Source organism: Chloroflexaceae bacterium (assembly GCA_025057155.1).
In the GTDB taxonomy this organism is placed as follows: domain Bacteria; phylum Chloroflexota; class Chloroflexia; order Chloroflexales; family Chloroflexaceae; genus JACAEO01.
This window is the reverse complement of sequence record JANWYD010000001.1, coordinates 269,829-295,779: the sequence shown is the minus strand read 5'-3', so window position 1 is coordinate 295,779 and position 25,951 is coordinate 269,829. Positions and strand designations below refer to the sequence as shown.

The 25,951-nt window shown below is 65.6% G+C and carries 20 protein-coding genes; 11 read left to right on the top strand and 9 right to left on the bottom strand.

What is annotated here, in order from left to right:
• Nucleotides 1-8: 8 nt before the first annotated feature.
• The 5 genes from NZU74_01125 (at nucleotide 9) to rpoD (ending at nucleotide 8,075) form a co-directional block, all read left to right on the top strand.
• On the top strand, nucleotides 9-1,937 hold the full coding sequence (locus NZU74_01125; protein ID MCS6879913.1) for a BatA domain-containing protein: 1,929 nt from the start codon (nucleotides 9-11) through the stop codon (nucleotides 1,935-1,937).
• A 422-nt stretch (nucleotides 1,938-2,359) separates the two neighbouring features.
• Nucleotides 2,360-3,502 (top strand): carboxylate-amine ligase, encoded by a 1,143-nt coding sequence (locus NZU74_01120; GenBank protein ID MCS6879912.1) that lies wholly within the window; start codon nucleotides 2,360-2,362, stop codon nucleotides 3,500-3,502.
• Between the two features lie 106 nt (nucleotides 3,503-3,608).
• The gene (locus NZU74_01115) at nucleotides 3,609-4,754 is read left to right on the top strand and encodes an acyl-CoA dehydrogenase (protein MCS6879911.1); all 1,146 of its coding nucleotides are present in this window, start codon (nucleotides 3,609-3,611) and stop codon (nucleotides 4,752-4,754) included.
• A gap of 70 nt (nucleotides 4,755-4,824) precedes the next feature.
• The gene (gene ptsP, locus NZU74_01110) at nucleotides 4,825-6,522 is read left to right on the top strand and encodes a phosphoenolpyruvate--protein phosphotransferase (GenBank protein ID MCS6879910.1); all 1,698 of its coding nucleotides are present in this window, start codon (nucleotides 4,825-4,827) and stop codon (nucleotides 6,520-6,522) included.
• A 356-nt stretch (nucleotides 6,523-6,878) separates the two neighbouring features.
• Nucleotides 6,879-8,075, top strand: coding sequence for an RNA polymerase sigma factor RpoD (gene rpoD, locus NZU74_01105; protein MCS6879909.1), 1,197 nt, complete (start codon nucleotides 6,879-6,881; stop codon nucleotides 8,073-8,075).
• Here rpoD and NZU74_01100 read toward each other — a convergent pair.
• The 3 genes from NZU74_01100 to NZU74_01090 form a co-directional block, all read right to left on the bottom strand.
• A complete protein-coding gene (locus NZU74_01100) occupies nucleotides 8,057-8,758 on the bottom strand; it encodes a thiamine diphosphokinase (protein MCS6879908.1) in 702 nt (233 codons plus the stop codon). The two genes, rpoD and NZU74_01100, sit on opposite strands and share 19 nt — an antisense overlap.
• 175 nt (nucleotides 8,759-8,933) lie before the next feature.
• Nucleotides 8,934-9,716, bottom strand: a complete 783-nt coding sequence (locus tag NZU74_01095; protein MCS6879907.1) for a protein tyrosine phosphatase — start codon at nucleotides 9,714-9,716, stop codon at nucleotides 8,934-8,936.
• Between the two features lie 201 nt (nucleotides 9,717-9,917).
• Entirely contained in the window at nucleotides 9,918-10,394 is a 477-nt protein-coding gene (locus NZU74_01090) for a hypothetical protein (GenBank protein MCS6879906.1), read from the bottom strand.
• A 248-nt stretch (nucleotides 10,395-10,642) separates the two neighbouring features.
• Between NZU74_01090 and NZU74_01085 the strand changes: the two genes are divergently transcribed.
• Both NZU74_01085 and NZU74_01080 read left to right on the top strand, forming a co-directional pair.
• Nucleotides 10,643-11,782: a carotenoid 1,2-hydratase gene (locus NZU74_01085; protein MCS6879905.1), complete on the top strand. Its 1,140-nt coding sequence runs from the start codon at nucleotides 10,643-10,645 to the stop codon at nucleotides 11,780-11,782.
• Nucleotides 11,782-12,744, top strand: a complete 963-nt coding sequence (locus NZU74_01080) for a GTP-binding protein (GenBank protein ID MCS6879904.1) — start codon at nucleotides 11,782-11,784, stop codon at nucleotides 12,742-12,744. Before NZU74_01085 ends, NZU74_01080 begins: the two co-directional genes overlap by 1 nt.
• Nucleotides 12,745-13,409: 665 nt before the next feature.
• Here the strand turns inward: NZU74_01080 and NZU74_01075 are convergent.
• The 3 genes from NZU74_01075 to NZU74_01065 form a co-directional block, all read right to left on the bottom strand.
• Nucleotides 13,410-14,264 (bottom strand): ABC transporter ATP-binding protein, encoded by an 855-nt coding sequence (locus tag NZU74_01075; GenBank protein MCS6879903.1) that lies wholly within the window; start codon nucleotides 14,262-14,264, stop codon nucleotides 13,410-13,412.
• A 77-nt stretch (nucleotides 14,265-14,341) separates the two neighbouring features.
• Nucleotides 14,342-16,585, bottom strand: coding sequence for an ABC transporter permease (locus tag NZU74_01070; GenBank protein ID MCS6879902.1), 2,244 nt, complete (start codon nucleotides 16,583-16,585; stop codon nucleotides 14,342-14,344).
• A gap of 46 nt (nucleotides 16,586-16,631) precedes the next feature.
• Complete coding sequence (locus NZU74_01065) at nucleotides 16,632-18,047, bottom strand: HlyD family efflux transporter periplasmic adaptor subunit (protein ID MCS6879901.1); 1,416 nt, start codon at nucleotides 18,045-18,047, stop codon at nucleotides 16,632-16,634.
• A gap of 414 nt (nucleotides 18,048-18,461) precedes the next feature.
• Here NZU74_01065 and NZU74_01060 point away from each other — a divergent pair, with 414 nt between their 5' ends.
• Nucleotides 18,462-18,866, top strand: a complete 405-nt coding sequence (locus NZU74_01060) for a CBS domain-containing protein (GenBank protein MCS6879900.1) — start codon at nucleotides 18,462-18,464, stop codon at nucleotides 18,864-18,866.
• A gap of 197 nt (nucleotides 18,867-19,063) precedes the next feature.
• Nucleotides 19,064-20,116, top strand: a complete 1,053-nt coding sequence (gene ruvB / locus NZU74_01055; protein ID MCS6879899.1) for a Holliday junction branch migration DNA helicase RuvB — start codon at nucleotides 19,064-19,066, stop codon at nucleotides 20,114-20,116.
• Between the two features lie 86 nt (nucleotides 20,117-20,202).
• Here the strand turns inward: ruvB and NZU74_01050 are convergent, their stop codons facing one another.
• The 3 genes from NZU74_01050 to NZU74_01040 form a co-directional block, all read right to left on the bottom strand.
• Nucleotides 20,203-21,165 carry an STAS domain-containing protein gene (locus NZU74_01050; GenBank protein ID MCS6879898.1) on the bottom strand — a complete coding sequence of 321 codons (963 nt, stop codon included), beginning with the start codon at nucleotides 21,163-21,165 and terminating at the stop codon, nucleotides 20,203-20,205.
• 406 nt (nucleotides 21,166-21,571) lie between these two features.
• Entirely contained in the window at nucleotides 21,572-23,530 is a 1,959-nt protein-coding gene (locus tag NZU74_01045) for an AAA family ATPase (protein MCS6879897.1), read from the bottom strand.
• Nucleotides 23,531-23,565: 35 nt separating this feature from the next.
• Nucleotides 23,566-24,207, bottom strand: a complete 642-nt coding sequence (locus NZU74_01040; protein MCS6879896.1) for a hypothetical protein — start codon at nucleotides 24,205-24,207, stop codon at nucleotides 23,566-23,568.
• A gap of 226 nt (nucleotides 24,208-24,433) precedes the next feature.
• On the opposite strand from NZU74_01040, the gene NZU74_01035 reads away from it, so the two are divergent.
• Nucleotides 24,434-25,270 carry an ABC transporter substrate-binding protein gene (locus NZU74_01035; GenBank protein ID MCS6879895.1) on the top strand — a complete coding sequence of 279 codons (837 nt, stop codon included), beginning with the start codon at nucleotides 24,434-24,436 and terminating at the stop codon, nucleotides 25,268-25,270.
• 339 nt (nucleotides 25,271-25,609) lie between these two features.
• Nucleotides 25,610-25,891 carry a DUF4212 domain-containing protein gene (locus NZU74_01030; GenBank protein MCS6879894.1) on the top strand — a complete coding sequence of 94 codons (282 nt, stop codon included), beginning with the start codon at nucleotides 25,610-25,612 and terminating at the stop codon, nucleotides 25,889-25,891.
• Nucleotides 25,892-25,951: the final 60 nt, after the last annotated feature.

Here is a 25,951-nt window from a genome sequence, read left to right as displayed (position 1 = left end):
AACGTTCTATGTCCCTGATCACCCCCCTCGCCCTGCTGGCCGCAGCCATTGTCGGCCCGGCCATCGTGGCGATGTACCTGCTGAAGCTGCGCCGCGAGGAGCGCACCGTCTCCTCGACGTTCCTCTGGCAGCGCATGGTGCGCGATGTGGAGGCCAACGCCCCGTGGCAAAAATTACGCCGCAACCTGCTGCTGCTGCTCCAACTCCTGCTCATGCTGCTGCTGGTCTTCGCTCTGGCCCGGCCCTACCTGGCGGCCCAGGGCATCAGCGGGCGCAATCTGATCCTCATCATTGACCACTCGGCCAGCATGGGCGCCACCGACGAGCCGCCCACGCGCCTGCACGCCGCCAGGGAACGCGCCTACCAGTTGATCGATCAACTGCCCGATGGCGGACGCGCCACCGTAATCGCTGCCGGCGGGCGCATGGAAGTCCCCGCCGCCGCCACCTCCGACCGGCGCGAACTGCGGCGCGCCGTTGAGCAGATCCAGCTCTCCAACGGCGGCGGCTCCGACCTCTCCCAGGCCCTGACCCTCGCTGCCGCCCTCGCCGCCCGTGAAGAAGATAGCGAGGTGGCAATTATCTCCGATGGCAATGTAATCTTGCCGGATAATCTGCGCGTGCCGGCACGCGTCAGCTATTTCCCAATCGGACGGGACACCGAGAATATGGCTGTGAGCGCCATCGGCCTCCAGCCCGGCACAAATGGGCAAACGCTCTTCGTGCAGGTTGCCAACTACGGCCAGGCCGGCGCCACGCGCCGCCTGGATCTCTACCTCGACGGCGCCATTTTCAACGCCTATAACCTTACTATCGAAGCCGGCCGCGAGCAGAGCCTGATCATCGAACTTCCCCCTCAGGTAGAAGTGGTTGAGGCCCGGCTCAACGGCGCCGACGCCATGCCCGCCGATGACCGCGCCTTTGCCGTCAGCCCGGCCACCGAAGCTGCCACCGTGCGCCTGGTAACGGCGGGCAATCGCTTCCTGGAAACCGGGCTGAGCCTGTTGCCCGGCCTCAAGGTGGTCTCCGTCCCTGCCGCCACCACCACCTTCACCGAAACCGTCGCCCAGGTGCCGGTTACCATTCTTGATGGCGTGACGCCCCCGGAGTTGCCGCCGGGCAACCTGCTGTTCATCAATCCGCTCCGCTCCACGGCCTACTTCTCGGTCACCGGAACCATCGAGTTCCCACAGGTGCGTCCGGCCAGCGGTGAGGACCCTATTCTGCGTAATGTGAGCCTGAGCGAGGTGAGCGTGCTCAAGGCTGCCCGGATCGTGCCGGGCAACTGGGGCCGCGTGGTGGTCAACAGTGATGGCGGGCCGCTACTGGTGGTCGGCGAGCGCGAAGGGCGGCGGCTGGCAGTGCTGAGCTTCGACCTGCACGAATCCGACCTGCCCTTGCAGATCGCCTTTCCCCTGCTGCTCTCCAATCTGATGAACTTCCTCGCCCCCGGCAGCGGGGCCGAGGCGGCCCAGCTCGCGCCGGGCCAACCGCTTAGCCGCCAGGTGGACGCGGCGATCACCGAAGTGCGTGTGACGCGCCCCGACGGGCGCACCGTCAGTTCCCGCAGCGGCGAGGTGCAGATCCAGGCCGGCCAGGCCATCTACGCCGATACCGACGCTCTGGGCGTCTACACCATCGAAGAGTTTGCCGGCGCCACTCTGGTCGGGCGCCATCGCTACGCCGTCAACCTCTTCGCTCCTGGCGAGTCGCGCATTGCCACCCAGCGCGACCTGACCATCCCCCAGACCAGCGGCGCCAGCAGCACCGTCTCCCGCGAGCGCGACAGCCGGCAGGAGTTCTGGCGCCTGGTGGCGCTGATCGCGCTGATTGTACTGGTGGTGGAATGGCTCGTGTACCAGCGCAATGGGCTGGCCTACCTGCGCGAGCGCTGGCGCCAGCGCACTGGCGACCGCCAATCGCCCCTGCGGTCATGAGATCGTGCCCGTCTCACCAGAGGCTCAGGGGTGCAGCCCTTCCGGAAAACCTCAATACGGGCCTTGCGCGCCGCAGGTGCGTGTATAATACACAACACAGCAAGATCGGCAACCGGAGCGCGGCGGGGTGTGACGAAACGTTCTGCACGTGCCGCGGCCCACCGGCCCGCCGGGAGCCTGAAGGCTCCGGCTGGCATTGCGAAGGCTGCCTGCGTAGCCTGCTGAAGCCGACGCAGGCCGACTTCGCAGGACGTTAGCCCGCGGCTTATGAAGATTAAGAATATAAACCGGTATTCGCCCGGTAGCTGCGAAGCCCGCCTGCGCGGGCTATACCGGATTTAATGCGTAATAAGCCGCCGGGCGAAGGGGAGCGTGCAAGACGTTTCGTCACACCCAGCGCGGCAAGGCGCAAGGAGCGGCACATGAGCGTTTATAACCCCATGGACCCCGACTTTGCGTTTACCCTGGGGATCGAGGAAGAGTACCAGATCGTCGATCCAGAAACTCGCGAGCTGCGCTCGTATGTTACGCAGATCCTCGAACCAGGGCGCACCATTCTGCGCGAGCAGATCAAGCCGGAGATGCACCAGAGCATCGTGGAAGTGGGAACGCGCCCCTGCCGCACCATCTCCGAGGCCCGCGCCGAGATCCGCCACCTGCGCGGCACAATTGCCGGACTGGCCGCTCGCCACGGGTTGAAGATCGCCGCCGCCGGAACGCATCCTTTCTCCTCCTGGATGACCCAGGATATCTTCCCCCACGAACGTTACCACGCCGTGGTGGGCGAAATGCAGGACGCGGCCCTGCAATTGCTGATTTTTGGCATGCACTGCCACATCGGCATGCCTAACAATGAGGTCGCCGTTGAACTGATGAACGTGGCCCGCTACATCGGGCCGCACCTGCTGGCCCTCTCCACCTCCTCCCCCTTCTGGATGGGGCGCAAGACCGGCTTCAAGTCCTACCGCAGCGTGGTCTTCAGCGGCTTTCCCCGAACCGGCACCCCGCCCACCTTCCACTCCGCCGCCGAGTTTGAGCGCTACGTGCAGTTGCTGGTCTCCACCAATTGCATTGATAACGGCAAGAAAATCTGGTGGGACCTGCGGCCCCACCCCTTCTTCGGCACGCTGGAGTTCCGCGTCTGCGATATGGCCACGCGCCTGGAGGAGTGCCTGGCCCTGGCCGCCATGATGCAGGCGCTCATCGTCAAGTTCTACCGCATGTTCGAGGAGAACACCACCTTCCGCGTCTACCGGCGCGCGCTGATCAACGAGAACAAGTGGCGCGCCCAGCGCTGGGGTCTCGAAGGCAAGCTGATTGATTTCGGCAAGCGCGCCGAAGTCGAGACGAAGGCCCTCGTGCACGAGATGGTCGCCCTGGTGGATGACGTGGTAGATATGCTCGGCTCACGTCGCGAGGTTGAGTACCTGTTAAAGATAGCCGATGAGGGCAGCAGCGCCGACCGGCAACTGCGCGTCTTCGCCGAGACCAATGACCTCAAGGCGGTAGTTGACAATCTGATTGCTGAAACAATGGAAGGAGTGGAGATACTGCATTTTGAATGACCGGGGCGCGCCGGACGATGGCCTCCCCCTCAACCGGGAGGGCAGCGCCCGCGAACCCCGGCCAGCCCCATCGAGGTCGCCATTTGGTGCAAGGGAGCAACCAGGTATGCACTTTGATCTGACCCGCGAGCAGGAACTGATCCGCCAGACCGTGCGTGAATTCGCCGAGAAAGAGATCGCCCCCCGGGCGCGCCATGTTGATGAGACGGGCGAGTTCCCCGCCGAGACCTTCGAGAAGATGGGTAAACTGGGCCTGATGGGCCTGCCCTTCCCTGAAGAGTACGGCGGCGCGGGCGCCGACACTGTCAGCGCCGCCATCGCTGTGGAAGAAGTGGCCCGCGTGTGCGGCTCCACCGCCCTGGCCTACGCCGCGCATATGGGCCTGGGCTCGGCGCCGATCTTTATGTTCGGCACCGAAGAGCAGAAACGCAAGTTCCTCGTGCCCGCGGCGCGGGGCGAATACCTTGGCGCCTTCGGTCTCACCGAACCCCACGCCGGCTCCGACGCCGGGGCCACTCGCACCCGGGCAGTGCTCGAAGGCAACGAGTGGGTGATCAACGGCCAGAAGATGTGGATCACCAATGCCCCCGTCGCCGGCCATTTAATCATCACCGCTGTTACCGATCCCGAGCGAGGCAAGAAGGGCATCTCGGCGTTTATCATCCCCCGCGGCACGCCGGGCCTCAGCTTCGGCAAGCACGAGCCCAAGATGGGTCTGCGCGGCTCGATCTCCACTGCGGTGATGCTCGAAAATGTGCGCGTGCCGAAGGAGAACATGCTCGGCGAGCGCGGTCACGGCTTTGTGCAGTTCCTGCGCGTGCTGGACGGCGGGCGCATTAGCATCGGCGCCATGGCCGTGGGCCTGGCCCAGGGAGCCTACGAGGCCGCCGTGCGCTACGCCCGTGAACGCGAGGCCTTCGGCAAGCCCATTGGCATGCACCAGTCCGTTTCGAACATGATTGCCGATATGGAAGTCGGCATCGAAACCGCCCGGCTGTATGTCTACAAGGCCGCCTGGCTCAAGGACCAGCACCGCCATTTCCATCGCGAAGCCGCGATCGCCAAGCTCTACGCCTCCGAGGTGTCGGAGAAGATCTGCCGCGACGCCATCCAGATCTTCGGTGGCTACGGCTACAGCCAGGAGTTCCCCGTCGAGCGCATGTACCGCGATACGCGTCTGTTGACCATCGGCGAGGGCACCTCGGAGATCCTGCGGAACGTGATCTCCCACGGGGTGCTGGGCTTCCGCTAGGCAGGGCGACCTTTCAGGTCGCCCTGCCGGCCCTGTCTGATCGAGGCAAGGTTAAGGAAAACCCCTTACTATGACCGCCCGCAGCTTCTCCGGTCTTCCCGCCGCGCCGGGGCTGGCATTTGGCGCAGCGCTGGTCTACCAGGCCACGCCCGCCCGTCCTGGAACGATTGCCGATCCGGTGATCGAACGAAGCCGGCTCATTCGCGCCCTGACTGAAACCGACGCTGCCATTGCGGCCCACGAGGCTGCCTCGCGCGCGGCGGGCCAGACTGAAAGCGCGGCGATCTTCGCTGCCCACCGGCTGCTGCTCAACGACCCTGCGCTGCGCGAACGCGCCCTCGCCCTGGTCACCGAACTGGGCCGGGCAGCCGCCGATGCGATTATCACCGCCGCTGAAGAACAGGCCCTCGAACTTGAACATCTTGACGACGCCTACCTCAGCGCCCGGGCCGCCGATGTGCGCGCCGTGGCTGTGCAGGTCTGGCGCGCGCTGACCGGCGCCGGCAGCCTCGGGCAGCGCCTGGCGACCCCTTCCATCGTCGTGGCTCGCGATCTTGACCCTGCCGATCTCGCTGGTGCTCCTCGTAATCTGTTGCGCGGCATTGCGCTCGCCGCTGGCGGCATCACCTCTCACGCTAGCATTATCGCCCGTAGCCTGGGCATCCCCGCCGTCGTCGGCCTCGGCGACGAAATCCTCGTTGCGGCGTCCAGCGCCCGCACCATCGCCCTCGACGGCGACCATGGCCTCGTGACGCTCGATCCGCCTGCCGATCACCCGGCCCGCCTGCGTTCCCGTCCATGCGACCGAGCCGCGCGTAGCGTCACCGCGCGCGATCCGGTCACCACGCGCGATGGGCGGCGCATCCGCCTGCTGGCCACCGTCGCCTCACCGGACGAGGCGCGCCAGGCCTGCGCCGAGGGCGCCGAGGGCATCGGGCTGCTGCGCACCGAATGGCTCTTTCTCGAACGCTCCGATTTGCCCGACGAGGAAGAGCAGGTGGCCCTCTACCAGGCGGTGGCTGAGGCCATACCCGGCGTGCCGATCACCGTGCGCACCCTCGATGTTGGCGGCGATAAGCGCCTGCCGGGCGTGCCCCTGCCCCGCGAGGACAATCCGTTCCTTGGATCGCGCGGTATCCGCATCTGCCTGAGCCGCCCGGAGATCTTCCTGCCCCAGCTTCGCGCCCTGCTGCGCGCGCGGGCCACGCACGACATACGCATGATGCTGCCCATGGTCACTACTATCGCCGAAGTGCGGCGCGCCCGGGCCCTGCTTGAGCAGGCGCGGAACCAGCTCGTCGCCGCCGGGCGTTCGTTTGCTCCGAGCATCCCGCTGGGAGTGATGATCGAAGTGCCTGCCGCCGCGCTCAACGCCACCCACCTGGCCCGGGAGGCGGCGTTCTTCAGCCTGGGCACCAACGATCTCGCCCAGTATACCCTCGCCTGCGACCGGGGAAACCACCGCCTGGCCGATCTCTACCAGCCGCTCGACCCCGCCGTGTTGCGCCTGATCCGCATGGCCTGCGAGGCTGCTCACCAGCACGGCCGCCCCGCCAGCATCTGCGGCGAACTCAGCGGCGATCCCCAGGTGACCGCGCTATTGATTGGCCTGGGGGCCGATGAATTGACCTGCGCCCCGGCAGCCCTGGAACGGGTGCGCGCCGCCATCACCACTACCGACGCCCGCGCCGCCTGCAGTCTGGCTGAGCGCGCCCTCGCCGCTGAAGGCCCGGAACAGGTTCGCGCGATCCTGCGCGATACGCTATAATCCCTGGTCGGAATTACCCTGTCGCTTCACGTTGAATTCCCTCTCAAGCGACACGTACAAAGCAGCCCGGCGAAACCGGTCTCTTGTACCAGTTCCTGTTGAATGCGGTCAGGCTATCACCGCCAGGTCTCATGGGGGGCCATAGACGGCAATTCATCGTGCGCCATCCGAAATGATATAAGCCCTCCAACGCCTGTCAGGCGGATGTGCTACAATATATGTCATACACCACACCGGTCATGCGTGCCAACGTTGCCGCTTCCCGTTGCCGGGCCGCCCCTGCGCGACCCGTATCAGGGAAGAGGCGATAATCTCAGGAGACGCTATTGGCGCCAGGCCCTTCCAAGGAAATGTCTATGTCTCAGACGCCACCCGAAACCGCGCGCCCGACCGCCATCGTCAATCCCTCCGATATTCAGGCGCTCATCGCCCAGGGTAGGCAGCGGGGCTACGTCACCCTTGATGAATTGCTGCAGATCGTGCCGGCGCCCGAAGAATCAGCCGCTGAGGCCATTGACGCGGTCTACGCCGCCCTCGCCGAGGCCGGCGTGCCCGTGCGCGAACCGGCCGATGAGCAGCTTGTCGAAGAGGAGCCAGGCAGCACATCGGTCATTGATCTTGACGAGGAACTCTCCGATGCGCTGCTGGGCGACAGTGTGCGGCTCTACCTGCGCGAGATCGGTCAGGTGCCGTTGCTCACCGCCGAGCAGGAGAAACGCCTCGCCCAGCAGATCGAGCGCGGCCAGAAGGCCCGGGCTGAGTTGAAAACCGTCCCGCCGGATAGCCCGCGGGCCGCGGAGCTCCGCCGGCTGATTGCCGCTGGCGAGGAAGCCCGCCAGCAGATGGCCGCCGCTAATCTGCGTCTGGTGGTGAGCATCGCCAAACGCTACCGCGACCGCGGCCTGCCGCTGCTGGATCTGATCCAGGAAGGCAGCCTCGGCCTGCTCCGCGCCATCGAGAAGTTTGACCACGATAAGGGCTTCAAGTTTTCCACCTATGCCACCTGGTGGATCAAACAGGCTCTCTCGCGCGCCCTTGCTGACCAGTCGCGCCTGGTGCGCCTCCCCGTGCACCTCGGCGAAACGCTCAACCGCATTCAGGCCGCCCGCCGTCAGTTGACCCAGAACCTCGGACGCGAGCCGAATGATAGCGAACTGGCCCAGTTCCTCAATATGAGCGAGGAGAAGCTCCGCGAATTGCGCCGCACCGCGCAGGACCCGGTTTCACTCGCCACTCCCGTCGGCGAAGAGGCTGATAGTACGCTGGCTGACTTTATTCCTGACCCCCACGCCCTCGACGCCGATGATGCCGCTGCCAGCGGCATGCTGCGCCAGCAGATCGCCGCCGCCCTCGATCAGCTCACCGAGCGCGAACGGCGCGTGCTGGAGCTGCGCTACGGCCTCGCCGATGGGCAGCCCCGCACCCTCGAAGAAGTCGGTCGCGCCTTCGGCGTGACGCGCGAGCGCGTGCGCCAGATCGAGGTCAAGGCCCTGCGCAAGCTCCGCCATCCGCGCCTGGGCAAGCTGCTGAAGGATTACCTCGACCAGATCTGATCCGCTTCGCGCCGCCACACGCGCACCACCAGCAGCATGCCCTCGCGCACCAGCACCGCGGCGGGCGTCTGCGCGATCACGTTACTGATGCCGCGTGAGCGCTCGAACCGCAACTCCTCGTCCTCCAGCGCATAGTACAGGCCGCGCGTGGTCACTCCGCGCGCCGGGCCGCCAAGCGGCAACAGCGAGATCGTGTCCCCTACCGCGCCGTTGATTAACGTCTCGCCACGGGCCAGATAGGCCTCCTGGTCAACGTCGAGCAGCCGCACCCGGCGTCCCGCTAGCTCGGGGAGCGCCAGCAGCGCCACGTTCGACAGCCCCTGATCCCAGCGCCCGCCGATGGCCCCCAGCACGTCAATCCTGTCGGCCTGACGCGCCGCCGCGGCCAGCAGGGCCAGCTCCAGATCAGTTTCGTTTTTCTCAATTGGATAGCGCAGAAACGTCGCTCCGGCGGCGGCGAACGCCTCCGCCGCCTCGGCGGTCAGTGAATCCAGATCGCCGATCACCAGATTGGGGGTGATACCGGCGGCAAACAGCGCATTGCCGCCGCCATCAGCGGCGATTACCAGATCGGCGCGCGCCAGGAGATCCCGGAACGGCGCTGCTCGAAACGTCGGCGCATTGGCGACAATCACGGCGTGCATAGGCGGCGCGGGAAAGGCGCGAAGAGGCAAGAGGCGCATGTCTCTAGCATACCACGAAGGGGAGCGGGGAAACCAGTTTCCCCGCTCCCCTCCCGGAGATCCCCAATCGCTCTATAGCGTTTCTCGGAAAGGTTGACTCGCAACACTGGCGGCGCAAGCCTGGCAAGCCACACAGCTCAGTGTCCTCAGCGGATCAAGGATTCCGGTCCGTGCTCTAGCTCACCGCCACGGCCCGCGCGGCCCGTTGCCGGGCCTCGATGAACGTCAGCAAATAGCGGATGCGTTGCGTCAATTCACAGGCGGTAGCTGAAAATGCCCGCAGACGAGCCTCTTCACTCTCAACTGCCGCTGGATCGGGAATGGACCAGTGGATCTGCCTCTCGGCGCCGGCAAAACTTGGACAGGCTTCACGGGCGCGATCGCAGACGGTCACCACATAGTCAAAATGCTGCCCCTGAAACTCATCAATGTGTTTTGAACGAAGACCCTGCGCCGCCTCACCGAGGATTTCCGCCACCAGCGGATTGACCGTTCGTGGCCGGGTGCCGGCGCTGTAAGCCTCCACGGCGCCGTGGCTGAGCTGGCGCATCAGCACCTCGGCAAGCTGCGAACGGGCGCTGTTCTCGGTGCAGAGAAAGAGCACCCGCGGCCGGGCTGGCTCGGCCGGCGGAGGTTCAGGCTCAGGGGCGAGGCGCAGCGAGGGGTGCAGCGCGCTGACAACCTGCTCTATCACCGCGCGCAGCCGGTCAACCTGGAGCCGGTAGTAGCGCACGCTGGCATTGGCGTCGCTGATCCGGCTGCTTACCAGTCCCAGTTGCTCAAGCTGCTGGAGCCGCTCCTCCAGCACCTCCTGCTGGACCCCGAGACGGGCCTGCAGATCCTGGAGGTGGGCATCGCTGGCGGCGAGGTTTTTCACCAGCCCCCACACCACGTCGTCGGCGAGGATGCGCGCGAGCGCATGAGCGTCGTCATAGTCGGTCGTTCCTGGCGTGATCATAGGCGCCCCCTAATTTGTACTAATCTTGGCTGATATAATAACACGGTCAGGGCGAACATGGAAGGCCCTGGAGGACCAGATCTTTTGCAAATATGAACACGGGCCCTCCCTGTGTCCATACCCCTGTCCTGGAAAGCGCCACAAGCGCCGAGGCCGCTCTCCGAGACGCGCTCGAACGCCAGGCTGCCGGTGCGCCGCCGGTCACCGCCTGCCGGCCAGGCCCGCGCCCCACACCTCGCCGCCAGGCCAGGCGTCCTCGTCGGGGCGCCAGAGTTCGCGCACGTCGCGGGCGCGCCGTAATTGCCCGAAGGTGGTAGGAATGAACACTACTCGCCGCAGCCGCGCCGCGGGCACCGGCAGCGGCAGCGTCGCCAGCGGGCCGATGTCCACGCGATAGTAGCGCTCGCCAGCGCGCGGGTGGTTCGGTTCGTCAGGCAACAATTCCCGCCGTGTGGTTACATGGTAGCGCAACACCGGCGCGTAGTAGCGCACCGACCAGCGTTCGGCGCCGAAGGCGCCCGTCTGGTAAAATGCCAGATAGTCGGCTGCAAAGCGCGGCGGCACTCGCGCCAGCGGCACACGGTACCACCCCGCTGTGCGCGCCAGTTCCAGGTCGCGCGGGCGCGGCGCCACCGCTACCAGCACCCGCGCGGCGTCGTCGGGCAGTTCAGTTTGCATCGCGCCTCCAGATCCCGGTACAATACGGTTATGATGCGCTGGCGACTGTTGCGCCAATCCGGTGAGACACGGCGGCTCGCACTGGAGAGCAAGCGGATTGACGGTCTGGCCCTCGCCTCCACACCTCAACAGCTCTACACTTCCACAAACTGGCTATGAGGCGCCGTAGATCAACTCTCAAGCTCCAACGCCCCGATCTGAAACGGGCCTCATACACATACTGTACCGCTCAGAGGACAGCAAACGTTATGCTTCTACGCTGGTTGGGCTGGTTCGCTGCCACTATGCTCCTGGCGGCATGCGCAGCCCCCGCACGCCCCGAGATCCGCGCCCGCATTGACGCCGCAGCAACCCTCAGCAGCGGCGACGCTGGCTTCGCCCGCGCCCTCGCGCCGCGCCCTTTCGTCTTTCCGCGCGACCACGGCCCGCATCCGGAGTACCAGATCGAGTGGTGGTACTACACCGGCAACCTCTCCGCTGGCGAGCGCCGGTTCGGCTATCAGTTGACTTTCTTCCGCAGCGAGCTGACTCCCCGGCCCGTCGCCCGCGAGTCGGCCTGGGGCGCAACCAGTGTCTACATGGCCCACCTGGCCCTGAGCGATGTGGCCCGGGGGCGCTTCTACGCCTACGAGCGCTTCAGCCGAGGCGCCGCCGGTCTCGCCGGCGCCTCGGGTGAGCCGTTCCGCGTCTTCCTCGAAGACTGGTCCGCCGACGGTTCCGGCCCCGAGGGTATGACCATGCGCCTGCGCGCCGCCGAGGGCGAGGTGGCCCTCGATCTGACCCTCGAGAGTCTGAAGCCCCCCGCCCTCCAGGGCGATCAGGGCCTCAGCCAGAAGGGGCCAACCCCCGGCAACGCCTCGTATTACTACTCGTTGACCCGCATGGCCACCACGGGCACGATCCGTGTGGGCGATCAGACCCACGCCGTCAATGGGTTGAGCTGGATGGACCACGAGTGGGGCACCAGCGCCCTCGAAGCCGGCGCCGTCGGCTGGGACTGGTTCAGCCTGCAACTCGATGATGGCTATGACCTGATGTACGCCCAGGTGCGCACGCCTGCGGCGGTCAGTTACAGCTTCGGCAGCCTGGTTGACCCGGCGGGCCGCACCACGCCCCTCGACCCTGCCGGGGTGCAACTGGAGGTGCTGGCAACCTGGCGTAGCCCGGCCTCGCAGGCGCTCTACCCCGCCCGCTGGCGCCTGAGCATCCCCGCCCTGGATATGCGCCTGGAGCTTGAGCCGCGCCTGGCCAATCAGGAACTGCCGGTGTCGGTCGTGTACTGGGAGGGGGCGGTGCGCATCCAGGGATCGCGCCAGGGCCGGCCGGTCACCGGTAGCGGGTATGTCGAACTGACCGGCTACGCCACGGAGCAGGGGGGACGCTTCTAATGACCAGCCCGCCCCTCACCATCGTCACCGGCTTCCTGGGCAGCGGCAAGACGACCCTGCTACGGGCCTTGCTGGAGCGCGGCGCAGGCGGGCGCCGGCCTGGTCTGGTGGTCAACGAACTGGGGCAGATCGGCCTCGATGGGAGCATCCTCGAACAGGCGGGCGCGGCGCCCCTCGTCGAACTGACCGGCGGCTGCGTATGCTGCGAAGCAGGCAGCGACTTCTTGCTGGCCGTCGAAGAACTTGCCGATTACGCCCCCGATTGCATCGTGGTCGAGACCACCGGCCTGGCCGAGCCAGGGGGGATCATCCGGCGCGCCCGTAGCGCCGGACTGCCGCTCGATGCGGTCGTGGCCGTGGCCGACGCCGCCAACCTTGCGGCAGCCCTCAACGCCTCGCCAGTGGCCGAATGGCAACTCCGCGCCGCTGATCTGATCATCGTCAGCAAGGTGGATCTGGTTACAGCCGCCGAACGCGCTGCAGTTACGGAGCGCCTCCGCGCCCTCAATTCCCGCGCAGCGATCGTTCCGGCAAGCTACGGGCAGGTTCCGCCCGATCTGCTCTTCGGCCCGCGCCTCGACCACGCTGATCCGTCCCCCAGGCCCGACCATCTGCGGCAGGACGCCTTCAGCAGCCTGTCGTGGAGCAGCGACATCCCCCTGCGGCGCGCGGCGCTCGAAGCGGCTCTGCGGGACTTCGGCGCCGCCGTCTTCCGCGCCAAGGGCATCGTCCACTGCACCGACGCCCCCTGGCCCGACGAGGTGCAGCTCGTGTGCGGGCGCCTGAGCTTTACTCCTCTGCGCCCCCGCGCCCCGCTGACGCCCCTGAACCGGATCGTCCTCCTGGGGCCGGCGCTTGACGCCCGGGCGGAGCAGTATGCCGCGACCCTCGACGCCTGCGCCGATGACCCCGTCCGCGCCGTCGCCTGGCGGGCGCGCTACGCCGCCCTGTTTGACCCGTAGAGATGTGGAGGTGTGGAGGTGGAAAACAACTTTCCTGTTCTACAGCTCCACACCTATACAGAATGGTGACAGCGAGCAACTGTCAAGCTGCAATGCTCGACAACTGGCAACGAAACGGTAATGCCCCCCCGCATATAATCAGACTGACCCCGGCGGTTAGCGCAGCCTTTACTTCCGCTTTACCACCGGATCACCCTGCTGTGTCAAAATGAGCATAGCGTCAGGCCGCGTTCCCGGCCTGTTTGGTGTTGCTAGATATAGGGGCCTCCTGCGATATAATTCCAGGAGGCTCCTATATATTGAGGTGTTATCCACACTCCATCCACAAAATGTGGATAAGTGATCGGTGCGCTGACTACATTTAGTGTAGCAAGTCCGTAGACCGGAGTGGCTGCTGAGGCCGCAGCGCAACCTTCCGGGTCGTGCGCTTTACACCCGTTCCTGTTGAACTGATGCATAGGTAATTATTAGTCTGTGAACGAAGTTTTTCGGCGCCTCTGCACCCTTCCCAACCCTCCCCTGCTGGGGGAGGGAGTCCGGCGCCTCCCCCCGTTAGGGGGAGGTTGGGAGGGGGGCGAAAATGCAAGGAAACTTCGTTCACAGACTAATTATCACCGTTAGACCCCCACCAATCCAAAATTCAAAATTCAAAATCCAAAATCGCATTACACTCGTTCCAGCAGATCGTGCAGCACGGGGGCCACTTCGGCCAGCGCCGGGGGCAGATGATCGCCACGGAGAATGGCCTGCCCCAGGGGCGAGCGTTTCAACTCCAGCAACTCGCGCTCAAGCTCGTTGCTCATTGAGACATCGCGCAGGATTCTGCCGTCGCGGAAGGTGATCACCCGCTGGGCGGCAGCGGCCACCTCGGTGTTGTGAGTCACAATCACCAGCGTTACGCCCTGCTCACGGTTGAGGCGCGTCAGCAGGGCCACGATGTCGGCAGTATTCTTGCTGTCGAGGTTGCCCGTTGGCTCATCGGCGAGCACAATCGAGGGCGCATTGGCCAGAGCGCGGGCGATCGCCACCCGCTGGCGCTCGCCCCCCGAAAGCTGGTTCGGCAGATGGTCCCGGCGCCCGGCCAGACCCACCAGGCCCAGCAACTCCGTGGCGCGGGCGCGGCGCTGCCCCGGCCGCAGCGGCAGTTCGTACATCGGCACCTCGACATTCTCCCGCGCCGTCAGGGTTGGCAAGAGGTTGTGGCTCTGGAAAATAAAGCCGATGGTGCGGCTGCGAAAGCGGTCGAGGTTACGCACCTTTGACAGCGGCGTCCCGTTGACAATCACCTCGCCCGAGGTGGGCCGGTCGAGCGCCCCGATCAGGTTCAGCAGGGTGGACTTGCCCGAGCCAGAGGGACCGACAATCGCCAGCACCTCGCCGCGCCGTATCTGCAGATCCACCCCGTCGAGAGCCTTGACCGGCACCTTTTCTCCGTACACACGGGTCAGCGCCCGGGTCTCCAGGATAACCTCGCTGGTCTCGGACTGCGGCGCTTCCGCCGCGATGACTGGCTCAGCCATAGCACGCACCTGCTTCTGATATGAAGAGTGGGGAGATCAACGGGTTTCCCCAGCCACGGGCGCAGAAGGCGCATCGACTACTCATAATGCAACGCCTCAACCGGCCGCAGCCGCACCGCCCGCAGCGCCGGCAGCGAGCCGCCCACCAGCCCCAATCCCAACGCCATCGCCAGGACCCGCGCGACATCGGCCGGAGCATAGGCGGCATTGAGCAACTCGCCAAAACCGGGCGTCAGGCGCACCAGTTGATTGATGCCAATGCCGATCAGCACCCCCGCTCCAGCGCTGAACAGGCTGAGGGCAAAGGACTCGGCCAGGATCATGCGCAGCACCCGCCCCGCGCGCCAGCCAACCGCGCGCAGCACCCCGATCTCCTGGGTGCGTTCGTACACGCTCATCAGCATCACGTTCATGATCACGATCCCGCCCACCAGCATCATTAGCGCCATCAGGGCGCCGAAGACGGCGTCCATCGTAGCAAAGTCCTGCATCCGTTGCGTCAGGTCGGCAGTGCGGGCCACCATAAGTTGCGGGTATCGCTCTTCGAGCGTCCTGGCGATCTCGGCGGCCCGCTCGGGATGGTGCAGGGTGATCCCCAGGAAAGACACCTGCCGGGGCTTGCCGAAGAGCCGCTGCGCGTCCCTCAGCGGCACCACTGCGCCGGTGTCTTCGTAGGCCAGACCGGTCTCGAAGATGCCAACGATGGTAAACGATTGCCCCGAAACGCGCAGCTGGTCGCCAACGCCCTTCTCCAGGCTATTGGCCGCCATGCGCCCGAGGATCATCTCGCCGGGACGTTGAATGGTCCGGCCTTCGCTGACCCGGTAGTGGGCCAGATAGTTCTCGCGCGGATCAACGCCGTAGACCAGAAAGAACGGCAACCCGGGCACGGCGCTGGTGCCGAAGATCAGCCGCGAGACGCTCTTGACCTCGGGATGGGCGCGCAGTTGCTCGGCAACCCGCTCGTCAATCGCCGAGAACATCACATCAGAGGCCCCGGCCTGCTCGGCGAGGAGATCGGCCTGCCCGGCTGCCAGCAACTGGGTGATCGCCCGCCGCGAGCCCTCGCTGATGCCGGCGAGAGCCACGATCAACCCCACGCCGACACCCAGGCCAATCATGGTCATCAAGCTGCGCGTGGGGCGCCGCAGCAGGTTCCGCAGGGCCGGGCCGCGCATCACCGGGGCGAGCATACGGGCGACCGGCCCCCAGCGCACCGGGGCGCCGCTCTCGGCGCGCATCGCCTCCACCGGCGCCAGACGCGCGGCCCGCCACGCCGGGTAGCCACCGCCAACCAGGCCGAGCACGCCAGCGATCACCAGGGCCTGGATGTAGCCAATCGGTTCCACTGTGCCGCTGAGGAACCCGCCCAGGGCCGCCGAACGCGATAGCAGGCCAATCGTCGCGATGCTCAGCAGCAATCCCAACCCCCCGCCCACCAGGGCCAGCAGCAACGCCTCGCCAAGAATGAGCTGCATAACCCGCCGCCGCCGCCAGCCCATGGCCCGCAGCACCCCGATCTCGCGGGTGCGCTCAAACACGCTCATAAGCTGGGCATTCATCATCCCCAGGCCGCCGACCAGTATCGCGAACAGCCCGACCACCCAGCCCATGGCGCGGTAAATATCCAACAGTTCGTCCTGGGCGGTCGCCTCACCCGAAGCGGTGACCGCCAGCGTGGGCCAGCGGCTCTCAATCGCCCGCCGCACCTCCTCCCGGTCGCGTGGATCGCGCAACTTGAGCTTGAAGTAGCTCACCTGGCGACGCTTGTCGAATGCCCGCTGCGCATCGGCCAGGTGGATCACTGCCCCATTATCCTCGAAGCTCGACCCCGTCTCGTAAATGCCAACCACATGGTAGCTGATGTCGTTAATGCGGAATTTGTCGCCAACGCGCTTGTTCAGGCTCTCGGCGCTCTTGCGGCCCAGCATCACCTCGCGCTTCGCGCTGATGGGCCGCCCGGCGATGATCTGATAGCGGCGCATCCCGAAGCCGCGCGGGTCCTCGCCGGTCACCAGGAAGTATGGCGACTCGGGCAGTTGCAGGATGCCCACCACTGCGCCACTGACCTCGGCCACGCCGCGCATGGCGGCGATCTCTGCGCCCACCTCTTCGTCAATCGCGCCGACGATGATCATCACCGCGTCCTTCTGGCTCACCAGCAGGTCGGCGTCGGCGCCGCCGCCCACGGCGCCAAACCCACTGGCCATGCCCTCCCCAAAGGCCGAGAGCACCACCACGGCCGCGACGCCCACGGCGACTCCCAGGATGGTCAGGGCGGTACGCACCTTCCGGCGCAGGAGGTTCTTGAAGCTGAGCATAAGCGGCTCCGCCGATCGCTGGCAACCGGGCGCGCCCGGCGGCCGATCACTCACCCTCAATGGTCACCGTGGCGGTCATGTTCCAGCGCAGGCGCTCGTCCCACTGCTGCGGCTCAACGGTGACGGTGTAGATCACGTCGCCCTGGTAGGTCTTGCCCAGGGCCTGCATCTTCGTTACCGTACCGGACAGGGTGAGATCGGGCAGAGCGTCGAACGTAAGCGTCACCCGATCGCCGACCCGCACATTCACCACATCAAGCTCCGTCAGATCGCTGGTCTCAACGCGCCAGGCGCTGAAATCGGCCAGAACGACGGCTGGCTCGTTCGGCGAGGGTTGTTCGCCGACTTTCAAGTTGATCTGCACCACCGTGCCGGCGAAGGGCGCGGCGAGGGTCGCGCGTTCGAGGGTCAATTCGGCCTGGCGTAGCGCGGCCTGAGCGGCGCGGACGCGGGCCTCGGCGGCGGCCAGTTCAGGCGTGCGCGGCGGGGTAGTGAGTTGTTCCAGAGCCGCACGGGCCTGGGCCACAGCAGCTTCGGCCGCTGCCACTTCGCCAGCGCGCGCCTCACCAGTGAGGCGCGCCAGGGCCGCCTCAGCAGCGCTGACACGGGCGCGGGCGGCCGCGATCTGGTCGGCATCCGCTCCCGCCAGCACCTGCTCCAGGCGCGCGGCGGCCTCGCGCACCTGGGCCTCGGCGGCGGCGATGCCGCTGCGCTCGGCCTCACGGGCGCGCTCCAGATCCACCTGCGCCTGCGCCAGCGCGGCCTGCCCGTTCTCGACGGCGCGGCGCGCCGCGGCCTCGGCGTCGCGGCGCGCCTGGGGCAACTCACTCCGCAGTTTTTCCAGCTCAACGTTCTCCCAGTAGATGCGCGAATAGGCGTCCTGGGCGTCACGCAGGGCATTGGCGGCTTGGCTCAGGCGCGTCTCGGCGGCGAGTTTGGCTGCCGACAGGGTGGCCCGCTGAGCCTCCAGGTTGGCCTCCGCCTGCGCCAGAGCAGCGCGGGCCTGCTCGGCCTCGGTGCTCCGCGCCCCGGCGAGCAGCCGCGCCAGCAGGGCGCGCGCCTGTGCCAGCTCGTCGCGCGCAGCCCGTATATCGGCGGACGTCACCCGCCCGCGCGCCTGCCGGGCAAGGGCCTCGGCCTGGGCAAGCTGCGCCTCGGCGGCGGCAACCGCCTCCGGGTCAGCCGGCTCCCGCAGCAGGTCGTACTGGGCACGGGCCTCATCGAGCGCCGCGCGCGCCTGTTCCACCGCTACGGCAAGCTCCGCGCCGTCGAGCCGCGCCAGTGGCGCGCCAGCGGCCACCCTCTGGCCTTCCTCTACCAGGATCGCCTCGACCACGCCAGCGGTCAGAAAGCGCAGTTCAGCGCTACGTATCGGCACGATCCGCCCATCGGCCACCACTCGCGGCGCCACGTTCTCAACCTCGGGCACGGGGGTGGGGGTCGGCGCGAACGACCCTGGCACAGCACATCCGCCCAACAACAACAGCGCGATGCCTGCCAGGCCTCCCAACCGAATGACGGGCTGCATCATTCGACACCTCCACGGGCAACCCGGACCTCACAGGGGTGAGGTGTGGGATCTCGGAACGCAAGCGAGTCAATCATACTCCACCCCCCCGCAGCGGCTATCGTTCTTTGTGAGGATCTTACCTCCTTCCCGACAACCAGGCAGCATCGCCCCCACGATGGTGCGCCGCGCGGGGCAGTCAAACGGTAAGAGATATCCACAGAGGCTTAACGTTTCTTCTCCCTGAAACCTCCGGCGGGCTGTAGGATGGAAAAAGAGCACAGAAATGGATGAGCGAGATACAGGCAGGGCAGGACGCATTGCCGCCTTTGTGCCGGGCGGTGTGCTCCGCCAGAAAGGAGCGAGACCATGCTGGTCCGCGATCGGATGAGTGCCCACCCGGTAACCATTGAACCAGAGTCGAGCGCCTTGTCTGCGCTCGGCATCATGCAGTACCACCGACTCCGCCATCTTCCCGTCACCGATGCGAATGGCCGGCTGGTAGGCATCCTCGCCGAGCGTGATCTCCTGCTGGCAGCCTCACGTTACCTCCACGCGGGGATGGAGGTCTCTGAGGTGATGTCGCGTGATGTTTTCCGGGTAAAGCCAGATACGCCGATCGAGGAAGCGGCGTTGCTCATGGCCAATCATAGCATCGGCAGTCTGCCAGTGGTTGATGATGAGGGGCTGATTGTCGGCATTATCACCGAGAGCGATATGTTCCGCGCCCTCGCCGAGATCGTTTCAGCAGGACGAACGGTTGAGCAACGCTGACGCCACAGGAGGGGATCGCTACGGGAAAATACAACCCGGCAGGTGCGGCATCGTGAGACGGCGACCCCGTCGCTCACTGTAGGCGCCGCGCCTGCCGGATTTTTTGGTTCCCTCAAGCCCCGGTCGAGCACGGCGAGACGGGCCGCCCCGCTCTTGCCGTGTTATAATGCACGGCGAAACGTCTGTGCGAGGAATACATGGACGAGACCGAGCGCCTGCTCAGCCCCAAACGCGCGGGTGACGACCCTCAGGCCGAGAAGAGCCTGCGCCCGCGCACCCTGGCTGAATTCATCGGCCAGGAGAAGGTGGTGGACCAACTGCGTATTGCCATCGCTGCGGCAAAGGCCCGCGCCGAACCTCTCGACCATACGCTCTTCTACGGCCCCCCCGGCCTGGGGAAGACCTCGCTGGCCAATGTGATCGCCAACGAGATGGGCGTGGCCATCAAGGTCACCAGCGGCCCGGCCATCGAACGCGCTGGCGATCTGGCCGCCATTCTTACCAACCTCCAGAAGAACGACATCCTATTTATTGATGAAGTCCATCGCCTCAACCGCGCTGTGGAAGAAGTGCTCTACCCGGCAATGGAGGATTTTGCCCTCGACCTCATCGTCGGCAAGGGCCCCGGCGCGCGCAATCTGCGCTTGAAACTGCCCCGCTTCACCGTCATCGGCGCGACGACCCGCCTGGCCCTGCTCACCTCGCCCCTCCGCGACCGCTTTGTGGCCCCGCACCGCCTGGAGTTCTACTCCGACGAAGCCATGCGCGACATCGTGATGCGCTCGGCGCGCATCCTTGGAGTGGCGATCAGCCCCGAGGCCGCCTACGAACTGGGGCGGCGCGCCCGTGGCACGCCACGGATCGCCAACCGCCTGCTGCGGCGCGTGCGCGACTATGCCCAGGTCGTGGCCGAAGGGACGATTGATCTGCCCGTGGCCCGCGCCGCCCTGAGCCAGCTCGAAGTGGATGAGCTTGGCCTCGATGAGAACGACCGCCGCCTGCTGCGGGCAATCATTGACCTGTTCAACGGCGGCCCGGTAGGGGTTGCTACCCTCGCGGCGGCCCTGGCGGAAGAAGTGGACGCCATCGAGGATGTCTACGAGCCGTTCCTGCTGCAACTGGGCTTCCTGCAACGCACCCCCCGCGGGCGCATCGCCACGCGCCGGGCCTACGCCCACCTCGGCACACCCTACGTCGAGCGCCAGCCCCCTCCCGACCCCGATGAGACGATCCAGGGACGTCTGTGGTAACGCCGCCCCATGCAGCGACCGCAAGCGCAACCCTTCAGACTGCGCCCGCAGAACCGGGGGCGCTGCGCCACTCCGCCCGGGCAGTTCTACCCCTGCAACGCCACTGCGATGCCCGCCTGCAAACTGCTCTGGGTCTGGATGCCGCTCAGATCCACGCCGAGATGCACCAGCGTCTGGGCGATCTGAGGCTGGATGCCGGTGAGCATCACCCGCGCGCCCAGCAGCTTCACCGCCTGCGCCGCCTGGATCAACGCCTGCGCCACCTGACTGTCCACCACCGGAACGCCGGTGATGTCCAGGATAACCAGACGGGCCTGCTGCCGCGTCACCCCATCGAGGAGGGTCTCCATCACCATGTGCGCCCGGCTGCTGTCAATCACTCCGATCAGCGGCATAATCACCACGTCATCGGTGATTGGTATGAGTGGCGTGGACAATTCGCGCAGGGCCTCGCGCTGGGCCGCCAGCATGCGATCCTCCGTCTCGCGGCGGTAGAGCGCGGCGCCAAACATCACCGCCGCGCTGCGCAAGGCCTCTACCTCGACCGCCTCCCAGCTATGGGCCACGGTGCAGTGGTCAAAGCCCACAAATCCCCACCAGCGCTGCCCAACGAAAATTGGCGCTGCGACCAGTGCAAGGATGTCCTGCACCTCCAGCAACTTCTGCTCGGAAGCCGGAAAATCAGCCACCCTGCCGTAGACGACCCCGTTCTGCTTCAGCAGGCGCTCCCAGCGCCCAAAGCCCGCCTCGGTGAAAGGCAGGTTCTGCAACTCGGGATTGTCAATCTGCGGCGTAATTCCCGGCGCCACCCACTCCGCCACCTGGCTTATCACGGCGTGATCGTCATCCGGCGTGAGGTCCACGAAGATATAGGCCCGGCTGACCTGGACCGCCTCTCCCAGCACGGCGAGCATCTGCGACATCTGCGTTCGGGGATCAAGATGAACCGACAACAATCGCGCCACCTCGGCGAGCGCGGTGATGATCGCGTCGCGCCGTTCCAGCATGCGCCGCAGGCGCGCAACTTCAGCTTCCAGTTCCGTGACCACGTGGGAGACTCCCGTTTGAGGCTGGTATGAACACGCGCAGTCAGAGGGATACGCTCTCGAGTGACCCTCCGGGTCGCGTAAGGGCAATCCCTTCCAAAAGCAGTAGTGCTATCTTACAATACCGGTATTGCCAGAAACGAAAAGCAGGGCGCGGTTCCGAGGGGGGCAGCCTGGAACGTGTTCGGACTTGCCGCAGAGGACACAGAGAAGCGCAGAGGATGGACGTCTGCAACTCTCTGCGCTCTCTGTAGTGATCAGGCCTTAGTAGTTTGTAAACAACGTTTTTCGCTATACCCCCACTTCCTCCCCAACCCTCTTCGGTCAGGAGATGGCGCCCGGTTCCTCCCCGTGTTAAGGAGAGGAGCCGGGCGTGGAAATGCCGAGAAACCGGCAGGCAGCACGGGGATCAGATGACGCCTGTACTCTCGTCGCGGCGCTGCTCGGCATCGAGGATAATCGTGCCGGGCGCCGGCAGGGCGCCAGGTCGCGCCTCGCGGCGCCGGCGCACCAGAGCGCCGCTGCTCTGCGCGCGGGCAGCCGCAGCGAAACCGAAGGCCGCGCGCTCCCTGCGGGCGCTGATCGGCGTGAAGGGATGCTCGGCCTCAACCCGATCAAGGATCTCCTTCACGTCAATGTCGGTCAACTCGTTGCGCAGGATAAGCGCCTCGGCAATGGCGATGACCGCCTCGGGGTTGTTCTCGAGCAGGCTCTTCACCTGGCGGTACTGCTCCTGCAGAATAGCCTCAATGCGCGGCTTAATGTCCGGCGCGTTCAGGCCCTGCATGCCAAAGGTGAGGTAGGAGAAGAAGCTCTCATCCATCCCGTAGGCCCCGACCATCATCGCCGCCAGGCCGGTGGCGCTCTGCAGGTCGCTGGTCACGCCGCTCATCTGAATGCCCAGGAAGAGTTCCTCGGCAGCGCGGCTGGCCAGGCTGATCTTGATCCGGTCAAGCAACTCGTCCTTGGTCCGGGTGTGGATCTCTTCCTCCGGCTTCCATGCGGCAAAGCCGAGGGCGGTGCCGTGACGCACGATGGTAACTTTGGTGAGCCGCTCCTTCTTGAGCAGCTTGACCATGGCGTAGGCATGTCCGGCTTCGTGGTAGGCGATGCGGCGGCGCTCCTCATAGGACATGCTGCGGATGGGCTGGCGCAGGCCCCACTCGTGGGTCTCGCGGGCGCGGGTGAAGTCCCAGTAGTTGATGGCGGCGCGACCGTCGAAGTGGGCGTGAATGGTAGCTTCGTTGATGCAGTACTTGATCGCCACCGGGGTGTAGCCGATGGTATCGGAAACCATGCGGTCGATGGGCATCGGCTCGTGCTTGACCTTGCTGAGGTAGTACTCGATCACCTCGCGGCGCCCATCGGCATCCGGCGGTTCAACGGCGATCTTGCGGTCGAAGCGGCCCGGACGGAGCAAGGCGGCGTCGAGCGTCTCGGCCAGGTTGGTGGCCGCCATCGTGAGCACGGGGGGCATATCGGGCTTGCCGCTGCGGAGCCGCAGGGTGCGCAACAGCTTGCCCCACCAGCTATCCTGGGGCGGCGGGTCCATCTGCAGCAGCAGTTCATTGAGAATGCCGTTGCCGCCGCCCATGATGCCGCCGATGCCCATCACCACCCTGTGCAAACCGCCAGCGGCGGCGCCCTCCATCCCGGCGGCGCCGGTACCCATCAGGCTGGTCGAGCGGGCGCCGCCGATGGCGTCAATTTCATCAATGAAGATAATGCAGGCCCCATACTCGCGAGCGAAGCGACGAGCCTTGCGGTACAGGTTCATCACCTTGATGTTACCCATCCCCATCCAGGCCGACTGCAACGATGGGGCGCTGAGATAGCCAAAGGGCACCCCCGCCTCGGTTGAAATGGCCTGCGCCAGGTAGCTCTTGCCGGTGCCGGGCGGCCCGATCAGCAGAATGCCGCGGGTCACCTCGCCGCCCATCTTCTTGAACTCCTTGGCCCCCTTCAGCAGCGTCACCACCCGCCGCGCCGCCTCCAGCACCTCGGGGTTGCCGCGGTAGTCCTTGAAACTGATGCCCGTCTCGCCTGGCTTTACCCAGTAGATGCGGGTACGGGCCATAAAGTAGTACATGAGAAAGAACTGAAAGCCAATGAAGAAGAACAGGTAAATAGCGACAGGGATGAATTGCAGGATCATCGGGCCAAGGTTGCCCGACAGAATGGTCTCGAACACCGGGGGCAGCAAGTTGGTCGCCAGCCAGATCCCGATCGCAATGAAGATCAGCGTGCGGACGAAGCGGAAGAGCTTCCACTGCCAGCGGTAGAAGAGCTTATCCAGCTTCTTGTCGAGCTCGCGATCGAAATCATCGCGGTATTGTGCGTCGTTGGGGCGGTAGGGCTCAATGGCCATGCGTGTTCTCCACTTCCAGATACGCGCCAGCGCGCTTACTCGATGGCGACAATCTTGCCGTCTCGGTCCACGGTGAAGACGAAGGAAATCGAGCGCGTGCGAGCGCTCCGGGGAACTGACACTTCCACGACGTAAAAATACATCGCCTGGTTATCGGGGAGCCTGACGCCGCCAATGTACTCAAACTTGCGGTAGCGCTGCCCGTTGCGCCGTTCCTGTTCCATCTGTTCGGCCAGGACATCGCGCGTGAAGTCGCGCGCCTGCAACGACTCCTGGAAACTGGGGCTGAAGGAGTTCCACATCAGATCGGCGTCGTAGGTCTGCTGGCCGCGCAGGAAATCCACGACCGCGGGGGCGGGCTGGAGCCAGGCGACGCGGATATCCGCCGGCTGCTCACGGGTGAGCCGCGGCAGGATCAGCAACAGGCTGAGGAAACCTATCACGCCCAGGAGGAAGGTGGTGAGGATGATCCAGCCCAGATTCGGGCGGGCCACCAGCCAGAGCTGTTCAGCGTACCAGAAGGCGCGATGGAAGAGCAAGCGCGCCACCCGCGCGGCCACGCCGGGCGCCGAGGGCGCGGGACTTGCGACGTACATCCCCGGTGGCGGCCCGTCACCGTAGAGTGAGGCGGGGTGGGGCGGGGCTGCAACGGGTTGCTGCTCGCGAGGCTCTTCCATGCACGTTCCCTTGTTCGCGCAGCGCCGCAAAGAGACGAGAATGTTGCTACTCAAGAAGCGTCTTTACAGGCTTCTCCGGTGCGGCGGTGCAGATTACGCGCGTGATGGGATCAGGTGAGCAGTTCAGTCCTCTTCTGCGTAGTGCCGGACTACGCGGAAGCAAGGTTGTTACTGTGAAGTATACTTCAGCCATCTGTGAGAATCAAGGAACGATAATGAGAATATGATGAGTCGCCCGCCTCGATGGCAGCGTGATGCGCTGGTGGACGGGATGGCCCTGGGCGTGCTGGCGCTGTACGCGCTGCTGGCGTGGAGCGCCGCAGGCGGCCCCCGGGGGGCGCCGCCCCTCGACCCGGTCTGGACAGCAATGCAACGTCGAGAGACGTTGCGGGTGGCGACCGACGTGGGCTTCCGCCCGTTTGCCTTTGAGCGGGATGGGGAAGTGATCGGCTACGACATTGACCTGGCCCGGGCCATCGCCGCGGAACTGGGGGTAAAGGTCGAGTTCGTGCCCACGGGCTTCGACGCGCTCTACGACAGCCTGGTGAGCGGTCGGGCGGATATGATCGCCTCGGCGCTGCCTTACGCCCCCGAACAGGGCTTCCGCGCCCGTTTCTCACGCTTTTACTTCGACGCGGGGCAGGTTCTGGTCGCGCCTGCCGGGGCGCCCATCGCCGGGGTCGCCGATCTGAGCGGCCAGACGGTGGGCGTGGCTCTGGGCGCCGACGCTGACGCCCTCGCCCGGCGCCTGCTGCGCGCAGGGGCGAACTTCAGGCTTCGCCAGAACTACGACGACCCCGCCGATGCTCTGGCCGACCTGCGAGCGGGCCAGCTCGACGCGGTCATTACCGACATGGTGACGGCGCTGGAGGCCACCCAGGGCCGTGCGGATCTGCGCATCGTCGGCGCCCTGACCAGCGAACCCCTGGTCCTGGCCTTCCCCCGTTCGGCCTTCCGGCTCGAAGCCGAGGTCAACCGCATCCTCGATGATTTGCAGCGCGACGGCTTCTTCGCGCGGCTGAACGAACACTGGTTCGGGATTGGCGGCGCCCCGCCGCCATGAGGAGTACGGAGAAACCAGGTTTTGTCATACCCCCGCTGCAGGGCCTGGAGTCCCTCGCTCGCCTCAGGCTTTACAGAAACTTTACACAAATCTTAAACGCGCATGAAAAAGCTCTGGTAGGCTGTTACCACCGAGCAATCCATCGAATAACCCGAAACATCGGTTCTGAGAGGTGCGCCGCAGAACGCGGCTGCTTCTCGCATCTCGACGCGTACCACGTTCGTCGCGCCGGGATGGCTCGTCCGTGTCCGCCGAAACCGGATGGCTTCGGGAAACGGATGCGATTGCGCAATGGAAGGCGCCAGGAAGCGCCGGACGTAGCGAGCAAGGAGGCCCTCAATGACCGACCTCACCAAGCTGCCCGCCGAGGAGCGCGCCAGGCTCTACTGGCGGGAGAACCTTCGCCTGATCACCACGCTGGTCATCATCTGGTTCGCGGTCTCGTATGTGCCGGTGCTGTTCGTCAATCAGTTGAACAACATCGTGATCGCCGGCTTCCCCCTGGGCTACTATATGGGCTCGCAGGGATCGCTGGTGGTGTTCGTGATCCTCATCTTCTACTACGCCTTTGCCATGAACCGGCTTGACGCGAAGTACGGCCTGAGTGACCGCGACCGCTAGCGCCGCGCCATCTTTAAGAAGCATCGCTGCTCGACGCAATCGGTTTCGCGCTCAGTTGCA